This window comes from Klebsiella sp. GG_Kp175 (assembly GCF_040062325.1).
In the GTDB taxonomy this organism is placed as follows: Bacteria; Pseudomonadota; Gammaproteobacteria; order Enterobacterales; family Enterobacteriaceae; genus Klebsiella; species Klebsiella quasipneumoniae.
Window position 1 is genome coordinate 125277 of sequence record NZ_JBEAFX010000004.1, and the last position, 19118, is coordinate 144394.

The 19118-nt window shown below is 54.6% G+C and carries 21 protein-coding genes; 13 read left to right on the plus strand and 8 right to left on the minus strand.

Going from position 1 to position 19118, the window contains the following annotated elements:
• Nucleotides 1-85 precede the first annotated feature (85 nt).
• Nucleotides 86-1588 (minus strand): UbiD family decarboxylase, encoded by a 1503-nt coding sequence (locus tag ABLU73_RS09275; protein ID WP_264923552.1) that lies wholly within the window; start codon nucleotides 1586-1588, stop codon nucleotides 86-88.
• Nucleotides 1589-1709: 121 nt separating this feature from the next.
• Between ABLU73_RS09275 and ABLU73_RS09280 the strand changes: the two genes are divergently transcribed.
• Nucleotides 1710-2609 (plus strand): LysR substrate-binding domain-containing protein, encoded by a 900-nt coding sequence (locus ABLU73_RS09280; protein ID WP_032425984.1) that lies wholly within the window; start codon nucleotides 1710-1712, stop codon nucleotides 2607-2609.
• Here ABLU73_RS09280 and ABLU73_RS09285 read toward each other — a convergent pair.
• Both ABLU73_RS09285 and ABLU73_RS09290 read right to left on the minus strand, forming a co-directional pair.
• Nucleotides 2606-4390 (minus strand): sensor domain-containing diguanylate cyclase, encoded by a 1785-nt coding sequence (locus ABLU73_RS09285; protein WP_004203726.1) that lies wholly within the window; start codon nucleotides 4388-4390, stop codon nucleotides 2606-2608. The genes ABLU73_RS09280 and ABLU73_RS09285 overlap by 4 nt on opposite strands.
• Nucleotides 4391-4463: 73 nt before the next feature.
• Nucleotides 4464-5672 (minus strand): HD domain-containing phosphohydrolase, encoded by a 1209-nt coding sequence (locus ABLU73_RS09290; protein ID WP_043519433.1) that lies wholly within the window; start codon nucleotides 5670-5672, stop codon nucleotides 4464-4466.
• Nucleotides 5673-5975: 303 nt separating this feature from the next.
• Here ABLU73_RS09290 and fraE point away from each other — a divergent pair, with 303 nt between their 5' ends.
• From fraE to ABLU73_RS09310, 4 genes are all read left to right on the plus strand, one after another.
• Complete coding sequence (gene fraE, locus ABLU73_RS09295; protein WP_264923551.1) at nucleotides 5976-7019, plus strand: fructose-asparagine asparaginase; 1044 nt, start codon at nucleotides 5976-5978, stop codon at nucleotides 7017-7019.
• A gap of 658 nt (nucleotides 7020-7677) precedes the next feature.
• Nucleotides 7678-8592, plus strand: a complete 915-nt coding sequence (gene lpxP / locus ABLU73_RS09300) for a kdo(2)-lipid IV(A) palmitoleoyltransferase (RefSeq protein WP_017898648.1) — start codon at nucleotides 7678-7680, stop codon at nucleotides 8590-8592.
• Nucleotides 8593-8681: 89 nt separating this feature from the next.
• Nucleotides 8682-9320, plus strand: a complete 639-nt coding sequence (gene leuE / locus ABLU73_RS09305; protein ID WP_004203730.1) for a leucine efflux protein LeuE — start codon at nucleotides 8682-8684, stop codon at nucleotides 9318-9320.
• A gap of 130 nt (nucleotides 9321-9450) precedes the next feature.
• Nucleotides 9451-9714, plus strand: coding sequence for a DUF2534 family protein (locus ABLU73_RS09310; protein ID WP_004203731.1), 264 nt, complete (start codon nucleotides 9451-9453; stop codon nucleotides 9712-9714).
• A 59-nt stretch (nucleotides 9715-9773) separates the two neighbouring features.
• Here ABLU73_RS09310 and ABLU73_RS09315 read toward each other — a convergent pair whose 3' ends face one another.
• The 5 genes from ABLU73_RS09315 to ABLU73_RS09335 all read right to left on the minus strand — a co-directional run bounded on the left by ABLU73_RS09315 (nucleotide 9774) and on the right by ABLU73_RS09335 (nucleotide 12926).
• Nucleotides 9774-9899 (minus strand): hypothetical protein, encoded by a 126-nt coding sequence (locus ABLU73_RS09315; RefSeq protein WP_004203733.1) that lies wholly within the window; start codon nucleotides 9897-9899, stop codon nucleotides 9774-9776.
• Between the two features lie 192 nt (nucleotides 9900-10091).
• Nucleotides 10092-10193: a YoaK family small membrane protein gene (locus tag ABLU73_RS09320; protein ID WP_004150782.1), complete on the minus strand. Its 102-nt coding sequence runs from the start codon at nucleotides 10191-10193 to the stop codon at nucleotides 10092-10094.
• A gap of 57 nt (nucleotides 10194-10250) precedes the next feature.
• A complete protein-coding gene (locus tag ABLU73_RS09325) occupies nucleotides 10251-11264 on the minus strand; it encodes a sensor domain-containing diguanylate cyclase (RefSeq protein WP_017898645.1) in 1014 nt (337 codons plus the stop codon).
• 263 nt (nucleotides 11265-11527) lie between these two features.
• Entirely contained in the window at nucleotides 11528-12511 is a 984-nt protein-coding gene (locus ABLU73_RS09330; RefSeq protein WP_004216842.1) for a tyrosine-type recombinase/integrase, read from the minus strand.
• 115 nt (nucleotides 12512-12626) lie between these two features.
• Nucleotides 12627-12926 (minus strand): helix-turn-helix transcriptional regulator, encoded by a 300-nt coding sequence (locus ABLU73_RS09335; RefSeq protein WP_048024533.1) that lies wholly within the window; start codon nucleotides 12924-12926, stop codon nucleotides 12627-12629.
• 121 nt (nucleotides 12927-13047) lie between these two features.
• Here ABLU73_RS09335 and ABLU73_RS09340 point away from each other — a divergent pair, with 121 nt between their 5' ends.
• The 8 genes from ABLU73_RS09340 to ABLU73_RS09375 all read left to right on the plus strand — a co-directional run bounded on the left by ABLU73_RS09340 (nucleotide 13048) and on the right by ABLU73_RS09375 (nucleotide 18936).
• A complete protein-coding gene (locus tag ABLU73_RS09340) occupies nucleotides 13048-13326 on the plus strand; it encodes a regulatory phage cox family protein (RefSeq protein ID WP_023339925.1) in 279 nt (92 codons plus the stop codon).
• Between the two features lie 20 nt (nucleotides 13327-13346).
• Complete coding sequence (locus tag ABLU73_RS09345; protein WP_004131515.1) at nucleotides 13347-13565, plus strand: hypothetical protein; 219 nt, start codon at nucleotides 13347-13349, stop codon at nucleotides 13563-13565.
• Nucleotides 13566-13580: 15 nt separating this feature from the next.
• Nucleotides 13581-13958 (plus strand): hypothetical protein, encoded by a 378-nt coding sequence (locus ABLU73_RS09350; protein ID WP_071561152.1) that lies wholly within the window; start codon nucleotides 13581-13583, stop codon nucleotides 13956-13958.
• 15 nt (nucleotides 13959-13973) lie between these two features.
• A complete protein-coding gene (locus ABLU73_RS09355; protein ID WP_023328079.1) occupies nucleotides 13974-14237 on the plus strand; it encodes a hypothetical protein in 264 nt (87 codons plus the stop codon).
• Nucleotides 14238-14314: 77 nt separating this feature from the next.
• The gene (locus ABLU73_RS09360; protein WP_004213098.1) at nucleotides 14315-14539 is read left to right on the plus strand and encodes a hypothetical protein; all 225 of its coding nucleotides are present in this window, start codon (nucleotides 14315-14317) and stop codon (nucleotides 14537-14539) included.
• Nucleotides 14540-14547: 8 nt separating this feature from the next.
• The gene (locus ABLU73_RS09365) at nucleotides 14548-15102 is read left to right on the plus strand and encodes a 3'-5' exonuclease (protein ID WP_177229451.1); all 555 of its coding nucleotides are present in this window, start codon (nucleotides 14548-14550) and stop codon (nucleotides 15100-15102) included.
• 232 nt (nucleotides 15103-15334) lie between these two features.
• Nucleotides 15335-16291, plus strand: coding sequence for a Dam family site-specific DNA-(adenine-N6)-methyltransferase (locus tag ABLU73_RS09370; protein ID WP_071561154.1), 957 nt, complete (start codon nucleotides 15335-15337; stop codon nucleotides 16289-16291).
• Between the two features lie 17 nt (nucleotides 16292-16308).
• Nucleotides 16309-18936 (plus strand): replication endonuclease, encoded by a 2628-nt coding sequence (locus tag ABLU73_RS09375; RefSeq protein WP_071561155.1) that lies wholly within the window; start codon nucleotides 16309-16311, stop codon nucleotides 18934-18936.
• The last annotated feature ends 182 nt before the right edge of the window (nucleotides 18937-19118 follow it).

Consider the following 19118-nt stretch of genomic DNA (forward strand, 5'->3'; position numbering starts at 1 on the left):
CCCGGCCTTCGCCATCCGCTCCGGATGGCGCTGAATCGGGCGACAGACGCCGCGTGTCCGGCGCCAGTCGCCCAGCTTGACTGACTTACTGACCGTGGCCGTTTTCCAGACGGGCGAAATACTCCGGAGCAAACGGACGCGGGTCGACATCGGCAAACGGCGCACGCTCAAAGTGTGGCTTCAGCGCCCAGGGGACCGTGCAGTCAAAAATCGTCTTGCAGCTGATACCTTCCCCGCGGATCGACGGACTGTATTCCGGCGTCTGGGAAGGATCGAGCTGGTGACCGCGGATACCGGGGAGGGTGGTGATGCTGACATCCCCCTGCATGCGGGTGGTCATCGCCCACAGGATATCGTCGCTGTCAAAGATATCGACATCCTCATCAACCAGAATGATGTTTTTCAGTTCGGAATAGGTCGCCAGTGCCAGCAGCGCAGCCTGTCCCTGACGACCTTCGTCGGCGGGCTGACGTTTTTTCACCTGCAGGATCCCCAGAAATTTACCGCCGCCCGCGGTGTGGGCGTAGACATTTTGTAAGAAGCCCGGGATGGCAGCCTCGACGGCATTCCAGATACTGGCTTCCGTCGGCAGCCCAGCGAGGGTGGTATGCTCTTCCCCCGGTCCCACCAGCGTCTGCAGGATCGCATTGTGCCGCATGGTTACCGCTTTGACTTTGATCACCGGCAGCGACGGGTTGGCGCCGCCGCAGTAGCCGGGAAATTCCGGCATCGCGTGGCCGCTGTTAGTGTGCTGATCCTCTCTGACGCGCACGCCGGGCAGCAGTTCGCCTTCAATAACGATCTCGGCGCGGGCGATGGCTTTCTCCGGGACGCTGACGCCCTGCACCAGCTCCACCGGGCGCTGACGCAGCGCGCCGGCCACGCCCAGTTCGTTATAGCCAAACGGCGTGGTGGGGGCTTCGAAGCAGGCGCCAATATAGATGGCCGGATCGAGACCCATATTGATGGTTATCGGCAGCGGTTTTCCGGCTGCCTCGGCTTTCTGGCGAAACACTTCGATATGGCGGCCGGCGGCAAGAAACATCGACAGCTCATCCCGGCCCTGCACGCACAAGCGGTGGATGGTGACGTCGGTGAGCGAGGCGTCGTCAGGATCGCTGGCCAGCGCCAGGCCCAGGCAGAAGAAGGGGCCGGCGTCGATCGGGGTGTTGGTGAGCGCCGGGAGCAGGGTGCGCAAATCAAAGTCCGGATCGTCGGCCAGAAAGATCTGCTCCTGACAGGGGGCGCTGTCGGCCGGGACGACTACCGGCGCGACCGGTGTTTTCACCGCTTTACCCACCTCCAGCGCCAGCTGCGAAGCTTCGCAGCCCAGCAGCAGCGCTGCCCGCTGGCGGCTGGCGTGCATGCCCACCAGAATGCGCGAATGCGGATAGCCCTTAATATTGTTAAACATCATCGCCGGGCCAATGCGGGTGGGGCGCTTCACGGTGCCGCCGGCGCCGATATGGCGATAAACGCCGGCCAGCTCGGCGTTAGGGTCCACCGGATGATTGGTTTCGAGGTATTGATTGTCATGCTGTTGCAGCAGCGCGATGGCGTCGCGCAGATCCTGAATCGGTGCGGTCATGATGTTCTCCTTAGCGTGTCGATGCGCACAGTATGCTTCGCAGGCTAATGGTTATCAATTGCATCATTCATGCTTTATTGATAATATTTTTGTTATCAATCAAGCCCACCGGAGTCTGCCCATGTCCTTGCGAGCGTTACGCCATTTTGTGGTCGTTGCCGAAGAGTTACATATGCACCGGGCGGCGGAGCGGTTGCATATCGCCCAGCCCGCCCTCAGCCAGCAGATCAAACAGCTCGAGCAGCGTCTGGGGGTGGTGCTCTTCTCCCGCGCTAACCGCCGTCTGACCCTGACCGCCGCGGGCGAGGCCTTTTGGCAGAAGACGCGGCTGGCGCTGGAGATGGTCGACCAGGCGGCACTGGACGCCCAGCGCACCGCGCGGGGCGAGCAGGGAAGACTGCATCTGGGGTATGTCTCCAGCGCGATGTACGACAGCAAACTGCCGGGGCTCCTGCGCGAGCTGCGCGCCGACTGGCCGGGGATTGAGCTGTCGCTGGTGCATGGCGATGTGCAAATGCTCTACGAAGCGCTGCTGGATCTGCGCCTGGATATCGCCATCATCCGCGCGCCGCTGGCCTCGCCGCCGGACGCGCTGGTGGTCAGGCCGTTTATGCGGGAAAAGCTCTGTCTGGCGCTCTATCAGCAGCATCCACTGGCAGGGGTAGGGGCGCTCAATCTGGCCTCATTGCGCGCGGATAACTGGATCTCTCTTAACGATCCGCAGGGCACCGGGCTGGAGCAGGTATTTATTGACGCCTGCCGCGTCGCGGGCTTTACGCCGCAGGTGGCGCAGCGGGTCAACGACGTCACCTCGATGATTAGCCTGGTCTCCGCCGGGGTCGGGGTGGCCCTGGTTCCGGTCTCGGCGCGGGCCTTACGCCTCGATAACGTGGTGTACATCGATCTTCAGGACCGGCTGGCGGAGAGTGAGCTGAGCATGGTTTACCACCGCCATATCCGTTCGGCGGTAGTACGGAAAGTCATCTCGCTGCTCAATGCGACTGAGCACTCACCCGGTTAACCGGTCTTCAGGCGGCCAAAGCTGACAATCCTTGAGCGGCCCAGCTCTTTCGCCCGGTACAGCGCGGCGTCCGCCGCGCGCAGCAGGCTGTCGCTTTGGGTATGCTGCGGATAGCTGGCGATACCAATCGACACATCCACCTGACCTATTTCGGTCAGACCATCGCGCAGCGTCATATTATGCACCTGGGTATAGATCTCGCTGGCGCACTGGTGCGCCTCGGCTTCGTCAATGCCGGGGAGCAGCACCAGAAACTCCTCGCCGCCGTAGCGGAAAGCCATGCCGATATCGCGCACCGCGCGCTGCACGATGGTGGCGACGCTCTTAATCACCAGATCCCCGGCCTCGTGGCCGTAGCGATCATTGATGGCTTTAAAATGATCGATGTCGATCATCAGACAGCTCAGCGGGGTGTGGGTATGGACCGCCAGCGCCATCTGTGAATGCAGCGCTTCGTCAAGATGATGGCGATTACGCAGGCCGGTCAGGGAATCGAACAGCGCTTTTTCCAGCAGGGCGCTGCGTAAACGCTGATTGGCCAGCGCCAGGCCCAGCGCTTCCGCCATCAGCTCAAGGTAGGCCCGGGAAGGGGCGTCACTGGCGGTAACGTTCTGAAAGGTCAGCAGCCCGATGGCTTCGCCCTGGGCGATAAGCGGTACGCAGAGCGACTGGCCGGCGTGCTCCTCCGGCAGATGATAGCAGGTGATATCGGGTTCGCCCTGCACCGGCGGATGGCTGAGTCCCCGACGTATCGCCCAGCAGTCGTCGGGTGAAAAGGGCGTCGTCTCCCCGGCGGGCGCCAGCCACTGCGCCACGCAGCGCATCTGCCAGGGATCGGTATCCAGAATATACAGTTTCCCGGGGATCGTCGGGGCGATATTCGGCGCAAACAGTTCCGCCACCTTAATCACATCCTCAATGGTTTCACAGCCCTGCAGCCGCTGGGTCATGCGCGCCAGCAGTTCGCGGATCGCCCAGTCGGCGTCGCGCTGCTGCTCCAGCTGCTGGCGGGCCAGGCCGTTCTCGCGAAAAATGCGGATGGCCTGGGCCATATCGCCAATCTCATCCACCTGAGTGAACTGCGGCGTCTCCACCGCATAGTCCTGGGAGGCGAGACGCTGCACCACGTCGCTCAGGCGAACCACTGGGTAGAGCACCCGGCGTTTGAGAATAAAGCCGAGGACGAACAAAAACATCAGGGCGGTCAGGCCGACCATGATTTCCGACAGGGTTCGCCAGATCCGCGAGCGGTCGGTAGCCTGGTCAATGGCAACGGCGGCGCGATTTTCGAGCATCTGGCGGAAGCGATCGATCTGCGTCTGCATACGTTCCAGCTCGGTCTCGTACGCTTTGCCATACAGTATCGCGATGGCCGCTGGCGCATCGCCGTTGGCGACATGCGCCAGGGCGGCCTGCTGTTCATCCTGAAGTTCAGCGGCAATCTGCAGGCCATCGTGCAGCAGCGCCAGCTCCTCGCGGCTGGCGCCGTTATCTTTCAATCTGGCCAGCCGCAGCTCAATGCTTTTGTCGCTCCGCTGCAGCTGCTGATACTGCTCCAGCGTCTCCGGCGAGGGCTTAACCACGTATAGCCGGGCGAGGTCAGACAGCGCCCAGGCGTCGTTTTCCACCTCGTCGGAGAGGGTATCAAAGACCTGGCGCTGCTGTACCGCCTGGCGTTCGACGCGGTCAGCGCTGGAGGCCATGAGCATGGCGCTCCCGGATGCCAGCGTCAGGCCGACGGTGATCCCGTAGGCCCAGTTGGTGATGGTGGCGATTCTCACCCTGTGTTTCCTTGCATGCAGATGAAGCGGTTTTAATTATAGAACCCGCCCCCGGTTATGACGGCGGCCCGCTTCAGGGACGGTGCTCGCTGCGGGGGTGTTCAAGGGTCTGAAGAATGATGGCGTGTAGCGTTTCCGCATGGTGGCGTAAAACGAGAAAGACATCGCGATCCAGAGCGCCATTTATAACATCCGTTTCCATAATCTGTAAGGCCTCCTGCCAGGCCATCCCTTTACGATAAGGGCGATTTTCGGTCAGGGCGGTGAAAATATCGGCGATGGAGATAATCCGGTCGGCGAGGGTCAGGTGATCCTTTTCGAGATGCAGAGGGTAGCCGCTGCCATCCAGTTTTTCATGATGATTCGAGGCCCAGTTGATAATGTCGCCAAGCTCGCTGTAGTCGCTCAGGAGATCTCCGGTCATGTAGCTGTGCTCGCGTACCTGACTCAGCTCGTCGTCATCCAGCTCCCCCTCTTTTTCCAGAATAGAAAGAGGGATATAAACTTTACCAATGTCATGCAGATAGCCGGCAACCTGTATTTGCTGGCAGGTGGGCTCTGGCAGCTGCATCCAATGGGCAAGCTGGCGGGCGATTTCCCCGACCATAATACTGTGGCTGGCGGTAAAGCTGCTGTAGGTGTCGACAATTTTGGCAATCAGCAGGCAGACATCTTTCAGACCGTCAATATCCAGATATAGCGTGTTGATGGGGGCAATAATTTCCAGCAGCCGTTGAATATGCCCGGGATGCAGGTGCTGCCAGAAGCTCGCATTTTCAGCGACCTCGCACAGGGTATCGCAGAGCAGCGGATCGATCTCCCGGTGCAGGGTGACGAACTGCTCCACCACTGCCCGCGTGGGCCACGCGGCCACGCGGCTATCCGCCGGCAGCAGCCGTTCAAAGGCATCGGCGAAATAGACAATATGCTGTTCGCGGCTGCCGCGGTGCTCCGGGCTAAAGTGGTGGTCGCGAATAAAGGGGACGATGGGCTGGAAGGTTGCTAACCCCTCAAGCATCGCCGCCCCCTGGCGCTGATGCGGATCGTGGATATTATCGATGGCATCCAGCGAATGGATGGTGCGTCTATCACCCAGTACGCCGATATCGTGCAGCAGCGCGGCGCAAAAAATGGTCTGCTGACGCTCGGCAGGCAGCCCCAGCCTTTGCGCCAGCGTCAGCGCGATTAAGGCCGTTCGTTGCATATGCCGGTGCAGTTCAGGGTTAATGATCTGAATGACGTTGGTGGTCAGCATCAGGGCCGACTTCAGGGCAATGCGCATTTCTGTTCTCCGTTCGCGTCACCTGGCGGGCATAAATGACCTCGAGGGTGACGGAAGTGTCGATAATCTGATCGCAATGCGTGTTGTGTGTTGCTGAACGGGTAAAAACTCATAATGTATGGGGTCATGGCGCCTGCCCGGTTCAGATCCAGTCATGCACCAGATTTGGGCGATGTTGAGGCGAGAACCTTATTATTGTCTGATAGTTAACCATTTACCCCCCGTAAAAGATATCAATTCTGGCAAGCCCTTTGCATTAAGCAAGCGTAAGTTTGATTAATGTCTATGAAGGGAGTGACCTGTATGAATTTTAGAGCATTACTTGCCATTGCGTTACTGACGATAAGCAGCCTGGCGTTTAGCGAGACGCGTTTACCGCATATTGTCATTTTAGCCACCGGCGGGACGATTGCCGGCTCGGCGGCCAGCAATACCCAGACGACGGGCTATAAAGCCGGGGCAATTGGCGTGCAGACGCTGATTAACGCCGTGCCGGAAATCAGTAAAATTGCCCACGTCGAAGGTGAGCAGGTGGCGAATATCGGCAGTGAGAATATGACCAGCGATATTATTCTGCAGCTCTCGAAGCGGGTGAATGCGTTATTAGCCCGGGATGATGTCGATGGCGTGGTGATCACGCATGGCACCGACACCCTCGATGAAACCCCTTATTTCCTCAATCTGACGGTGAAAAGCAATAAACCGGTGGTCTTTACCGCCGCGATGCGTCCGGCGACGGCGATCAGCGCCGACGGGCCGATGAATCTGCTGGAAGCCGTCACCGTCGCCGCCGACCCGGATGCCCGCGGGCGCGGGGTAATGGTGGTGCTTAACGACCGCATCGGCGCGGCGCGCTTCGTCACCAAAACCAATGCCACCTCGCTGGATACTTTCCGGGCGTCGGAGGAGGGTTATCTTGGCGTCGTGGTGGGGGGAAAACCCCAGTTTGAAACGCGGGTGGATAAGGTCCACACTCTGCGCTCGGTCTTCGATGTGCGTCAGCTGAAGGCTCTGCCGAAAGTGGTGATCATCTATGGTTACCAGGACGACCCGGAGTATATGTACGATGCGGCGATCGCCCATCATGCCGACGGTATTATTTACGCCGGCACGGGGGCAGGTTCGGTGTCGGTACGTAGCGCCGCCGGTATTAAAAAAGCGCAGCAAGCGGGCATCGTGGTGGTGCGCTCCTCCCGCACCGGCAGTGGCGTGGTGCCGCCGGACGACAGCCAGCCCGGGCTGGTGGCCGATTCCCTCAATCCAGCGAAAGCGCGTATTCTGCTGATGACGGCGCTGACGCAGACCAAAGATCCGCTGCTGATCCAGCAATATTTCCACACCTACTGATCCTCTGCCGCCGGGGCGTCCATCACGTCTTCGCTGCGGTTTGCCCTACAGTGACCCGACGTCGGGTCACTGTCCGCGCTAAACACGGTGCTTTATGCCGGTAAGGCGTAAAGAAATATTTTTTCAGCGGCGGGTAAGGGCGGTATTAACGCGCAAACAATTGCCAGGGTGCTTATTTTTAAAGCATCTTTAAATAAGTCTATTCTTAATTATTCCCTTAAGGCGATTTTAATATTCCTTATGCTGACGGATAAAAAATGAGTCACGCTGAAGGGGGAACCCTTTTATTTTTTCGCGGCACAGACGAAGAGCTTGGAGACGCGGGCAGGCTGCGGGCCGTGTGGCTGAGCGGGCATCAGACCCCGGCAGACAAGGCGTTCTCGCGTCGGGTTTCGATTATGTCCGGTAGTAACGCTGATGATTAGCGTGAAAATGATATGCACGATGAATATATTAAGAAGAGGATAAGATTTAAGTTTACATTTAGTAACATTTGTGCCGCAATTATGTTTTTTTGTCAGCACGTTGTTTTTTACTTGCCGGAGGGAATTTCAGCGGATTAGTATTGTCCTACTTGCTGTACGTACCGCCTAATGATGATAAATGGATTCTGTTTTCCTTAAGCGTTACCACATAATTAATGTTTACAGGAAAAATCATGGCCTGCGTATTTAATAAACAACTTTTACACCCGCGCAACTGGCTGACCTGGTTTGGGCTCGGCATCCTCTGGTTGATTGTACAACTGCCTTATCCGCTGCTGCATTTTATCGGCACCAGTGCGGGTCGTCTTTCCCGACGTTTTCTCAAACGCCGCGAACATATCGCCCGGCGCAATATTGAACTCTGCTTCCCGGAGATGTCGCCGGCGGCGCGCGAGACCCTGATCGATCAAAACTTTATGTCGCTGGGAATGGGGCTGATTGAAACCGGCATGGCCTGGTTCTGGAGCGACGAACGGGTCAAAAAATGGTTTGATGTCGAGGGCTTTGCCAATCTTAATCATGCGCTTAGCGGCGGGAAAGGGGTGATGGTCGTCGGCGTGCACTTTATGTCGCTGGAGCTGGGCGGGCGCGCCATGGGGCTGTGTCGTCCAATGATGGCCACCTATCGTCCGCATAACAGTCCGCTGATGGAGTGGGTGCAAACCCGCGGTCGCCTGCGCTCGAACAAAGCGATGATCGATCGTAACAACCTGACCGGCCTGGTACATGCCTTAAAATCAGGCGAAGCGGTATGGTTTGCTCCGGACCAGGATTACGGCCCCAAGGGCAGCGTGTTTGCGCCGTTTTTCTCCGTCCCGCAGGCGGCAACCACCAACGGCACCTATGTGCTTTCCCGCTTATCGGGGGCGAAAATGCTGAGCATCAGCATGGTGCGCAAGCTGGATCGCCAGGGCTACAGCTTGCATATTAGCGAAGTGATGAATGACTATCCGGGTGAGGATAAGCAGATCGCCGCCGGCTATATCAACAAGGTGATTGAGCGCGAGATCCTCCGCGCCCCTGAGCAGTATCTGTGGGTGCATCGCCGTTTTAAAACCCGCCCGCTGGGTGAACCTTCCGTCTATTAACCTTCCCGCACAGGCTGCGCTTTCAAAATCCCGACAGTTGGGGTAACGTGAGCCGGATCATGTTTTAGTCGTGCGCGAAGGAGTGCAGAGTGTTCGCTGAGTTTGGTGTTCTGAATTATTTGACTTACTTGGTCGGGGCGGTGTTTATCATCCTCGTCCCTGGCCCTAATACGTTTTTTGTGCTGAAGACGGGCATTGCCCACGGCGTGAAGAAAGGCTATCTGGCGGCGGCGGGCGTCTTTATTGGCGACGCGGTGCTGATGTTTCTGGCCTTTGCCGGCGTGGCGACGCTGATTAAGACCACGCCGGTGCTGTTTAACGTCGTCCGTTACCTCGGGGCGATTTACCTGCTGTGGCTGGGGGGCAAAATGCTCTATGCGGTGCTGACCCAGCGTGACGGCCAGGCCGACGCCAGCGCAGAGCCGGCGAGCGCGATCCTCAAGCGTTCCCTGACCCTGAGCCTGACCAACCCGAAAGCGATTCTGTTTTATGTGTCGTTTTTCGTGCAGTTTATCGATGTCAACGCCAAAGCCCCCGGGGTGGCGTTCTTTATTCTGGCGCTGACCCTTGAGGTGATTAGCTTCTGCTATATGAGCTTTTTGATCCTCTCCGGCTCGTTTGTCACCCGCTACGTCAAAACCCGCAAGAAGCTGGCTAAACTTGGCAACAGCCTGATTGGCCTGGTTTTCGTTGGGTTCGCCGCGCGCCTGGCTACCCTGCAGTCCTGATCCCCACGGGCCGGTTACCTACAGACCGGCCCGCCGCCTCTTATTCTGTCCTGTAACAAAAACCCTTCATTTTTTATTGCATTGGTGTTACATATACAGCCGTTTATCGCTCAGCAAAAAGGAAGCCCGGATGATTCTGCAAAAACTCCTCAGCAATAAAAACTGCAAAAAATACTGTCTGTCGCTCGCGGCGGTGTTTGCTATCGCGCTGGCGGTGGTGGGACGGGCGACCTTTGGCGGCGTGGTGAGCGAGTACAATATGCCGTACTCGGAGTGGACGACGTCTATGTTCTTCCTGCAGGGGGCGATGGTGACAGTTTACAGCATCGTCTTTACCGCGCTCTTCGCTATTCCGCTCGGCTTTATTTTCCTCGGCGACGAGCGTCAGGATTAAGCGTCAACGGGCGAACCGCGGTTCGCCCTGTCTTATCGGCTCATCAACAGCGTGAAGCATTAATCATCGTCATGATAATGGTGATGGTGGTGGTGGCGATGGTGGTGATACCCATCGTCAACAATGCATCCCGATAACAGCGTGCACAGCGCGATAATCAACGGTAACACGATCGGCTTTTTCATCCTTACTTCTCCCGCTATTTTTCTTTCCCCGTGGCCAAGAATGCCGCGGCGGATAACGTGAGTGTAAAGCGTTAACTTATTGATGGGATAGGACAACTCCGCAATATCGTCGCGGCGATCACCACCAGCCGAACTGGGCGCCGGCCACCGCCACGATGGCGACAACCAGCATAATAATGGTGCTTTTTTTCATTATGCCCCGCCCGGCGCCGCATAGCCGCCGACAAAAAACCAGCCGAGAAAGACGACGGCGATGATAAAGATCGCCACCGGGAAAAGAATACCCAATTTCATGATAGTGTCCCTGTACCCACGAATGATGCCCTGCATGATACTGGATATCGCGTGACTTTAGTCAATATGAATAAAATTCTCCTGCCGGCGAGACTTCTTATCCTGATACATCGCCTCATCGGCAGCGCGTAAGGCCGCTTCAACATCGATACTCTGCGGATCGCAGATGACCACCCCGAAGCTGGCGCCCTCATAGTTGATACGCTGTTCGCCGAGGAAGTAGACCCCGCACAGGGCCTGGCGCAGGGTGGTGACATACGCCTGCTGCGCTGCAGGCGGCTGGGCGCTACCGACGATCAAAAACTCATCGCCGCCAAGGCGGCCAACGATATCTTCACGGCGCGCGACGGCGGTGAGTCGTTCACCGACCTGCACCAGAAAGCTGTCACCGCACGGATGGCCGAACCGATCGTTAATGGCTTTGAAACCGTCGAGATCGATAAAAATGAGCGCGACCTGTTGCTGCTGAGCGCGGGCGGAGGCAAAGCGTAGCGCCAGTTGCTTAAACAGCGCGCGGCGGTTAGGGAGCTGGGTGAGCTCATCGGTAGACGAGTGCAGCTCCAGCGCGACGTTTGCCGCCTGCAGCTGTTGCACCAGGGTGTCTTTTTCCACGTAGTGGGAAATGAGCTTCGCGAACAGGCCCATGACCTGTTCACCTTCAAGGTTATAAGGCTGTTGTTGCCGGCTGGTGGCGCAGAGGGTACCGAACAGAGATCCGTCGGCCAGGCGCACTGGAATGCTTAAAAAGGTGGCGATCCCCAGCTCCTGGGCGGCGATACAGGAGTGCCAGCGACGGGCGACGTCATTGCTAAACGTACACTGATCCTCAAGGGCGCGTTTGCACAGGGATTCATCCCAGGGAACGGAAAACCCTTCCGGGATCTGCATTTCGCTGCTGTTGTGGGCGAACATGATCTGTTGCCGCTGGGCGTTGATATCGATGCGGGTAAGGTAGGTGGACTCCATTCGCGTCACCGCCTCCAGCATCTCCAGCAGCTGGCGCACCAGGGTTTCCAGGGACTGTTCCGTAGCGAGGGTTTGCGACACCCGGGCAAGAATAAAATCTGACATGAATAATACAGCTCCAGCACGCCAAACGTCACCCCAGCATATTGGGCTGCAAACGGACATCAGCGTCGAATAAACAGTGATATTTTTAAATTTATCACATCTTTCTGGGGAATACTTGTCGACTCGCCGGGAAAAAAGCCCCGTCGGGTGCGTTAGCCACCCCAGACACTACGGCTTTCAACGGTGCAATGCGGGGTTGCGCGGCACGCAAGACCGTTGAAAGCCATATTTACCTACTTAAGTGTGGACATAATGTGGACATTTTACGCATCAGCACCACCTCTCAGCGGGTTAAGTGAGATTGCATCCTGGAGGTATTCGGGCGCAAAGTGAGCGTAGGCCATAGTTTGCTCAATTCGCGCATGTCCTAGGATCCTCTGTAATGTAATGATGCTTCCCCCATTAATCATAAAGTGCGTCGCGAAACTGTGGCGTAGTGCATGCGTCGCCTGGCCGGTCGGAAGATCAGGTTTTACTTCCCTGAGTATCTGCCTGAAGTCAGAATAAGACGCCTTACCAAATAACAATCCTCGTTTACCATCCGCTATGAGTTTTGCCACTTCCGCTGAAACTGGAACAGTCCGCTGCTTGTTACTCTTGGTTTTAACGAACGTCACACGGTTCTGTATGATGTGTTCCGCCTTGAGTCGAGCCGCTTCGCCCCAGCGAGCACCAGTACTTAAACACAGAACAGCTATCTTCTTGTTGTCGCCATCCAGTTTAAAGAGCAAGTGCTTGATTTCGTCCTCTGTCAGATAGCCAGTTTCGGGGACATCTTCTTTCAACTTCTTCCGCCCTCTGATCGGATGTTCACCCGAAAACAACTCGGCCTCGATAAGCGCTGTGAACATGCCACTGATGCTGTTGAGATCACGGTTAATGGTGGAAGCTTTAATGCCCTGGCTTCTTCTTGCCGCGTAATACTGACTAATCAGCGCTTTTGTAATCTGAAAAGCACAAGGATCGTCGGTAATCCTGCAAAAAATATCTAACTTGTTGCGGTTTATCCGACCGTGCTCCTCATGCTTGCCTTTCAAATTCCACCAAAGCTGTATCAGTTCAGACAGATGCCGCTTATCCGTCGGTTTTGATAACCATTCTTTGGTGTGGTGGTTGAACTGCGTATGCTTCTCGAACGCTACAGCTTCACTTTTCTTATCAAACTTCCTGCGGATACGCTTTCCATTGCGACCAGCAGGCCTGATGTCCACTTCATATCGACCATCATCGAGTTTCTTAATAGTCATAAGAAAACCCTCCGATGGGTGCGTTTGCCTTTCGGCCTCAACGCGTTGCAATTATGTGATGAATACTTTTCGACCAATAATAGACATTTGAAATGTATGTAGGACTGGTTAATTGTTAACCAGTCTTTTGGTCTGAGTGCTGCGAGGTTGTTAAGTCTTGCCCAAAGTGTGCGAGGGCCGGTGCGATTTGACCGGCTTCAGGCGAAACCTGATCGGTCATAAACCACAGTGTGTATTTAGTAAATTGAGGTATTTGCAGAATCTTCATCATTACGTCGGTTGGTGGGGTTGAGCGTCCGCTTTCGTAATAACTTAAAGTCCCATAAGGAATTCCAGTTAGATCAGCGAGTTGCTGTCTACTTAGATACTCAGACTTTCTTATTAAGACGATTTTCTCGTTTAACGCGTTTGACATGGTGTTTAGATCTCAATAGTATGGTGTTTAGATGTAAACCGTTAAGTGTTTAGTATTGAACACTAAAGCCAACTATAAGCCATTAAGAGCAATCCATGAACCGAATAACGAGGAAATGTTAATGGTAAAGCAAATCACAAGCACGACCGATGCGGTTCCTTATCAGGAATTTGCCAGACTCATCGGGAAAACGCCGGCTGCGGTAAGAGGAATGATCGAGAAAGGGAAGCTTCCTGTAATCGAGATGACCGATCCCCAGTCTACTTCTGGCCGTGCCGGCGAATACTGGGTTTACCTTCCAGCCTGGAACAACGGCATGAAACTGGCCTACGAAAGTCGTCCTAAGGAGATCAGGGAAGGGTGGTTGATGTGGCTTGGTCTCGGTGAGCCAGGTCGATAGCCGTTTTCAGGGGAGGAAACATGAAGAACGGTAGCCGCGGATCAGTATCACAGCTCAATAGCAAAACCAGCCTCTACTGTGGTTTTACTATTCTGAAACTCCCACGCAAAAAACCGTACAACCGCCAGCGCTATCAAATTACGCACACAGGCCATTATTACGGCATTGACTTTGCTTTATCAGAAGCATGCCGAACGATTGACAGAATCATGAGTAAAAAGCGGTTTATTGCTTTTTAATCTCTGGGGGCCAAAATGAAACTCGAATATGCAGACAAAATTAACTCGCTTTTACAATGCTTCCATTTCAATAAAGAGTTTCTGGAATGGAATCATGATTACTCTCTCCAGCTTTTACGCCACGGCGTATCCCACCTCTATCATTTCGCGATGCTTCAAGGCGAGAATGATGAATGCACTCTTGAAGAACTCCGCAACATCATTATTTCCGTCACCGATGGTGATATCCCTAAACCATACGACCTGCTATCTCTGGACGCTGAGCAACTGAAGAAGGCTATGAAGTTTGTTCAGCCGCAGGAGGTAACCGTAGAGGTTACACCGGAGATCCTGGAACACCTGAAACTGGGAGCTAGAGCCTCCTGGCGGCTGGAGCCCACTCGCTTTAACTGATCATCGGAGTACGCCATGTTCACCGAAGAAAAAACATCTTGGGAACAGGAAATGCTGATTAGAGAAGCAGTGGAAAGTGCCGAGCAGGGGTTCACTGTACATCTAAAAAATGGTGCTCGTATCACCATTAGTTCAAAAAGCCCGTCTAAAGATTTAATAATTTACGGGCTCGAAAAAGCAATTCGCGGTAATCACGATCGCGCGCGAATGACCTTTATTGATTTCATGTATTACTGGCATGAAAGGATATTCAAGCAGATTAAAAGAAAATCGCGCTAAAACAATTGATTAACCCGCTTCAATAATAACGGCATTTACTTTGCCGGGGATACGTTTTGCCTTTTTCAGGAGGTTGCATGTCGGTTACGTCAATAAAGCCGGAAGGCGGAATAAGCGATCCAGAGTTTATGGGAATCAGCACCAATGCGCGCAAAGGCGAGCGCGCCCACTTACTCGGATTGCTGCGCATCCGCATGGGCCTGCTGAAAGAGCAAGGCCTTACCCCCGAAGAGATTTATTCAGCACTTGAGCAGTGGATAGCCAACCACGAAACAATCACCAGCGAGGGCAGTAGACCGTGAATCACTTAATGATCGATTTGATTAACGTTGATAAGAAACCGTCATCACCTCTGTGTGCCATTGAAGCTGTGTTTTTTGAACCCTCAACAGGGCAGATCGGAAAGGTTTTTTATTCTTCGATAGACATTCGTCAATCTGAAAGCTTGAAGGGCCGTATCAGCATTAGTACGGCATTCGACTGGATGAAAAAAGACTCTCACTGGCGCGCCGAAGTGATGAGCGCAACCGAAGCTGAAGAAGATGCACTTTGCAGCCTTGCTGCTTTCATCGCCGACAACACCTGTCCCCGGAACGCGGCGTTATTCGTATGGTTCAAAGGTGCCCCGGAAAAACTGGTTTCACTTCGTTATGCCGTGGATCGCTTAGAGGTGTCAGGCATTTTCCCTGAAGGCACAAAATACCGCTGCATTCGTTCACTTCTGGACCTTGCTGCTGCCACAGACTATGCGCCTCATGCGAGAAGCGCCCTGGCGCGTTACACGCTCACTGACGCGCGATATCAAGCGGAGCAAGTCTGCGAAATCTGGCAGCGCCTGACCTCTCCACACATTGGATCGCTATGAGGGCCGCCATGCATTCGCATCTGTCTGTTGTTTGTAACGCGCCGTTGCCGGTTTGTAAGAGGGCGCTTGCCGCCCTGAATTGCTTTGCTCGTGGACAGCGTAATTACACCCGCGTCAAGCCACACGCCTATCTCGTGATCCGCATTGGCCTCCGTTGGCGTTTGCTCAGCAAAAACGGTGGTAAGCAGTGGCGACTGATGACCCATGAAACCTATAACCAGGAATGCCGCAAATGAATAAGTCACCTCTTAAGTGGGCTGGCGGTAAAACCCGCGTGTTGCCGGAGCTGCTGAAGCACTTACCTAAAGCCGATTGCTTGATTGAGCCCTTTGTAGGCAGTGGCACAGTCTTTATGAATACGGAATACCGCCGCTATGTGCTTTGTGACAGCAATCGTGCATTGATCAATTTCTTCCGCTCGCTCAGGGAAGACCCTGAAAGATTGATACTGATCGCCAGGAACGTATTCAGAAATGGCAATAACGAAGATAGGTATTACGAAGAGCGCAAGTTGTTCAACCACCTGTCGTGGGATGACGAGTGTGCAGATGATTACGTTGTACGGTGGGCGGCCTCATTTTTATACCTGAACCGCCACTGCTTTAACGGGCTTTATCGCACCAACAGGGATGGCGGTTTCAATGTTCCATTTGGCAGCTATAAGGCGCCTTATTTTCCAGAAGCAGAAATGCGCCTATTTGCCGAAAAGGCGCGGGATACTCACGCGCTCTTTCTTTGTAATGATTTTCGTACTTCCATTCCGTACGTCACCAGGAATCGCCTGGACTCCGTGATTTACTGCGATCCGCCGTACATCCCGACTAGCAAAACAGCCAATTTTACCGCTTACGGCAAGCCATTTACCCTGGACGATCACCGCGCTTTGGTTACGGCGCTACTGGACGTTAATTGCCAGCATGGCACGCGCTCGGTCATCTCGAATAGCGACACACCAGAAACACGCCAGATCTACTCCGCTTTCAATCTCCACGCCTTCAGAGTTCGACGTTCCGTTAGCGCCAAAACCCGCCATATGGCCGGTGAAGTTATTGGCGTACTTCGCGTGTGCGGCGGTTGCGGTCGTTCTGGTGGTGGAGGTTGCCCGGACTGTGGGGCGGTGATGGGCGATGCGGCATATGCCGAAATGTTTGGCGTGCCGGCTTGTTGTGGCGTAGCCCAGGCAAAATAAGATAACGACGGTGAGCTATGCCTGATTCCACAGCCCTGGCATGGAGCTGGAATGCCCAACGGCGGGCTATTAATCCAAGCAACGCCGAAGAGTCTGCAATTGAGTATCTCACCCCAAAAGGCGAGCGTAAGGCACTTGCCTATAGCGATCTTGTTGATGTTGTTTATCGGGTACCGTTGCGCCCTCGTGATGGGGAGGCGCGCAGGGCATTTGATCGCACAAGACTGGCGCGTCATCTGCGGCGCCGCGTCCAGGCTCTCCCTTCGTTTATCCGCAAGCGTTTTTCAATGCACCTGGAAACTCTGGACCGTAGGAACCCGAAAGAGGCTGTACGCTGGTTATTCAACACGTTTGAGCGCCATGTATTGCGTCGAGTTGATGCGGTAAACGCACAATATCTGCCACAAGGTAATCTGCCTGCAATTTTCTTTCCGCTACGTGATGATTTTCATCTGCTGCCATGGGCAGATAAAAAGCGCCTGAAACGACTGGCCTATAGGCTCGCCAATCTGATGAAAAGCGAGTTTATGCGCGAGTTTGATTTTCGGTACGAGAAAACGGCAGATGTGGAGTTTTCCACGATCTACGCTTACGGCGCTATTGCCAGTAAAGCGACCTCACTCAATATTGCGATCCCTGGCTGGAAACAGTATTGCGATGAAGTACTGACAGCAGAAGATGCATTGCGTGTTATTGCCAGACTTCAAAAGGAAAAGTGGTGGCTAGGTAAGCTCCGCAAAATTCATGACCGCTGGCGTGAGCACCTCATGATCGCCACTAGCTATGTCAGCAAAGTGGCATCCCCTTATTGCTCTGAACCTTGCCTTAGGGAGTGGGTAGCTCAAAAAAAAGCCAACTTTGAATACCTTCAGGCGATGGAGCTGGAAGACCAGGACACTGGCGAGCGTAGCTCCTTGCTCGATAAGGTCATGGGCAGCGTTTCCAACCCGAAGATCGCCCGGCATGAATTGATGGTCCGCATGCGCGGTTTTGAGGATATGGCTAACGAGATGGGACTGGTTGGCATGTTCTACACGTTGACCGCACCGTCACGTTATCACGCCACGCATGTGCATTCCGGCAAGCGCAACGATAGATACTGCAATGCCAGCCCACGCAAAACTCAAAAGTACCTTTGCAACGTGTGGTCACGTGTACGCGCCAAATGGGGAAGGGAAGGCATCCGCACATTTGGTTTTCGTGTAGCCGAACCACATCACGACGGAACGCCGCACTGGCACCTGCTGTTATTTCTCCGCCCGGAAGAGGTGGAGCTTGCCACTGAAATTTTTCATGAGTACGCACTCCAGATGGATGGAAGCGAACCCGGCGCGGCTCAGTATCGTTTTACTGCCAAACCAATTGATGAAGAGTTTGGATCGGCAACGGGATACATCGCAAAGTACATCTCAAAAAATATCGACGGTTATGGAATGGATGGCGAGTTTGATCACGAGTCAGGCAAACCCGTTAAAGAGATGGCAAAGCGCGTGCGGGCGTGGGCTTCACGCTGGAGTATTCGCCAGTTTCAACAGATTGGCGGCGCGCCTGTATCCACCTGGCGCGAGCTAAGGCGCCTGGGAAGTCGTGAGCTTGTCTTGCATCCGGAACTTGAAGCTGCCCGCGCTGCGGCTGATGCCCCTGATTGGCCGGGATACGTCAACGCCCAGGGCGGCCCGTTTGTAACTCGCGATTGTTTGCGTGTTCGCCTCAATTACGAATACACCGAAAACGGCAATGATTATGGTGACACAGTAGCCAAAATCAGCGGCGTCTATTGTCCGTTTACGATCAGTGAATCGGTCATTTATACCCGTACCAATGATTACAAAATCGTACCGAAGCGTAAGCCATCGTCGGTCGAGAGTTTGACCTTAGAAGGCCGCGACGCGGCCCCTTGGAGTTCTGTCAATAACTGTACTGGCCGCGCCGATTCGGACGAAAAACCACCGTCAGAAACGGCGGTGTCAGTTGATAAAACCGCGCCAGACGACAGTTCAGTGACAGAACTTCCGCTGAATATCGATGCTTTGAGACGATATTCACGCCAGCAAAGGCAGGAGATCACTAGCAGGCTCAGAAAATCCCCCCGCGAAAGCTCAGATCAAGCCTTCATGCGTACCGCGCGCGGTCTGCGCACGTCGATTAATGACGAAACCGCGCTGGCATGGGGACCAAAAGTCACCGCTGCGAAAAATATGAGCCTGACGCCGGAAGAGGCAGAGCAGCGCTGGCGCGAGCAGCTACGGGTTGAGGCGGAACGGCGCGCGGACAGTTACGCCGCAGTGGCTTCGGAATTCCAAAAGAAAAAGTCAGAGTCAGCATTGTTTCAACAGAACGGCACGGCAGCGAACGGTCAAGGGCGAAATTCACCGCAGCAAGGCATTAGCGGGATCTCGCAAGAACTGCCTGACCACGCGATCGTCGAACTGAATAGACGTAATATCGTTATCAGTGACCGGGAGGTTAAATTGTTAGTAGGTGGCTGCATTCTGTCGCGTGGCGAAATGGAATTTGCCATCAGAGAAGGGGAGTTAATAGTGGAGCGCCGGTTGTTTAAACACGCCAACAACGCTCGGGCATCATTGACCAGACAAAGTGAGCTGCTTGATCGCTGCCAAAGGGCTATCAGGAAGAAATTATGACCTCGTTCACTGTAGAAATTCATGAAGATATCGTTACCTGGCTTAAAAGGAGCACTCGCCATGAGATAGTCCTGGATCTGCCATCAGTACCGGAGCCAGGCGATACATTATGGCTGAAGAGTATGCGAGGTATGCAAATTGTCGAAACAGAAAGGTGCATGATCGTAGAGTCGCGCCATGTT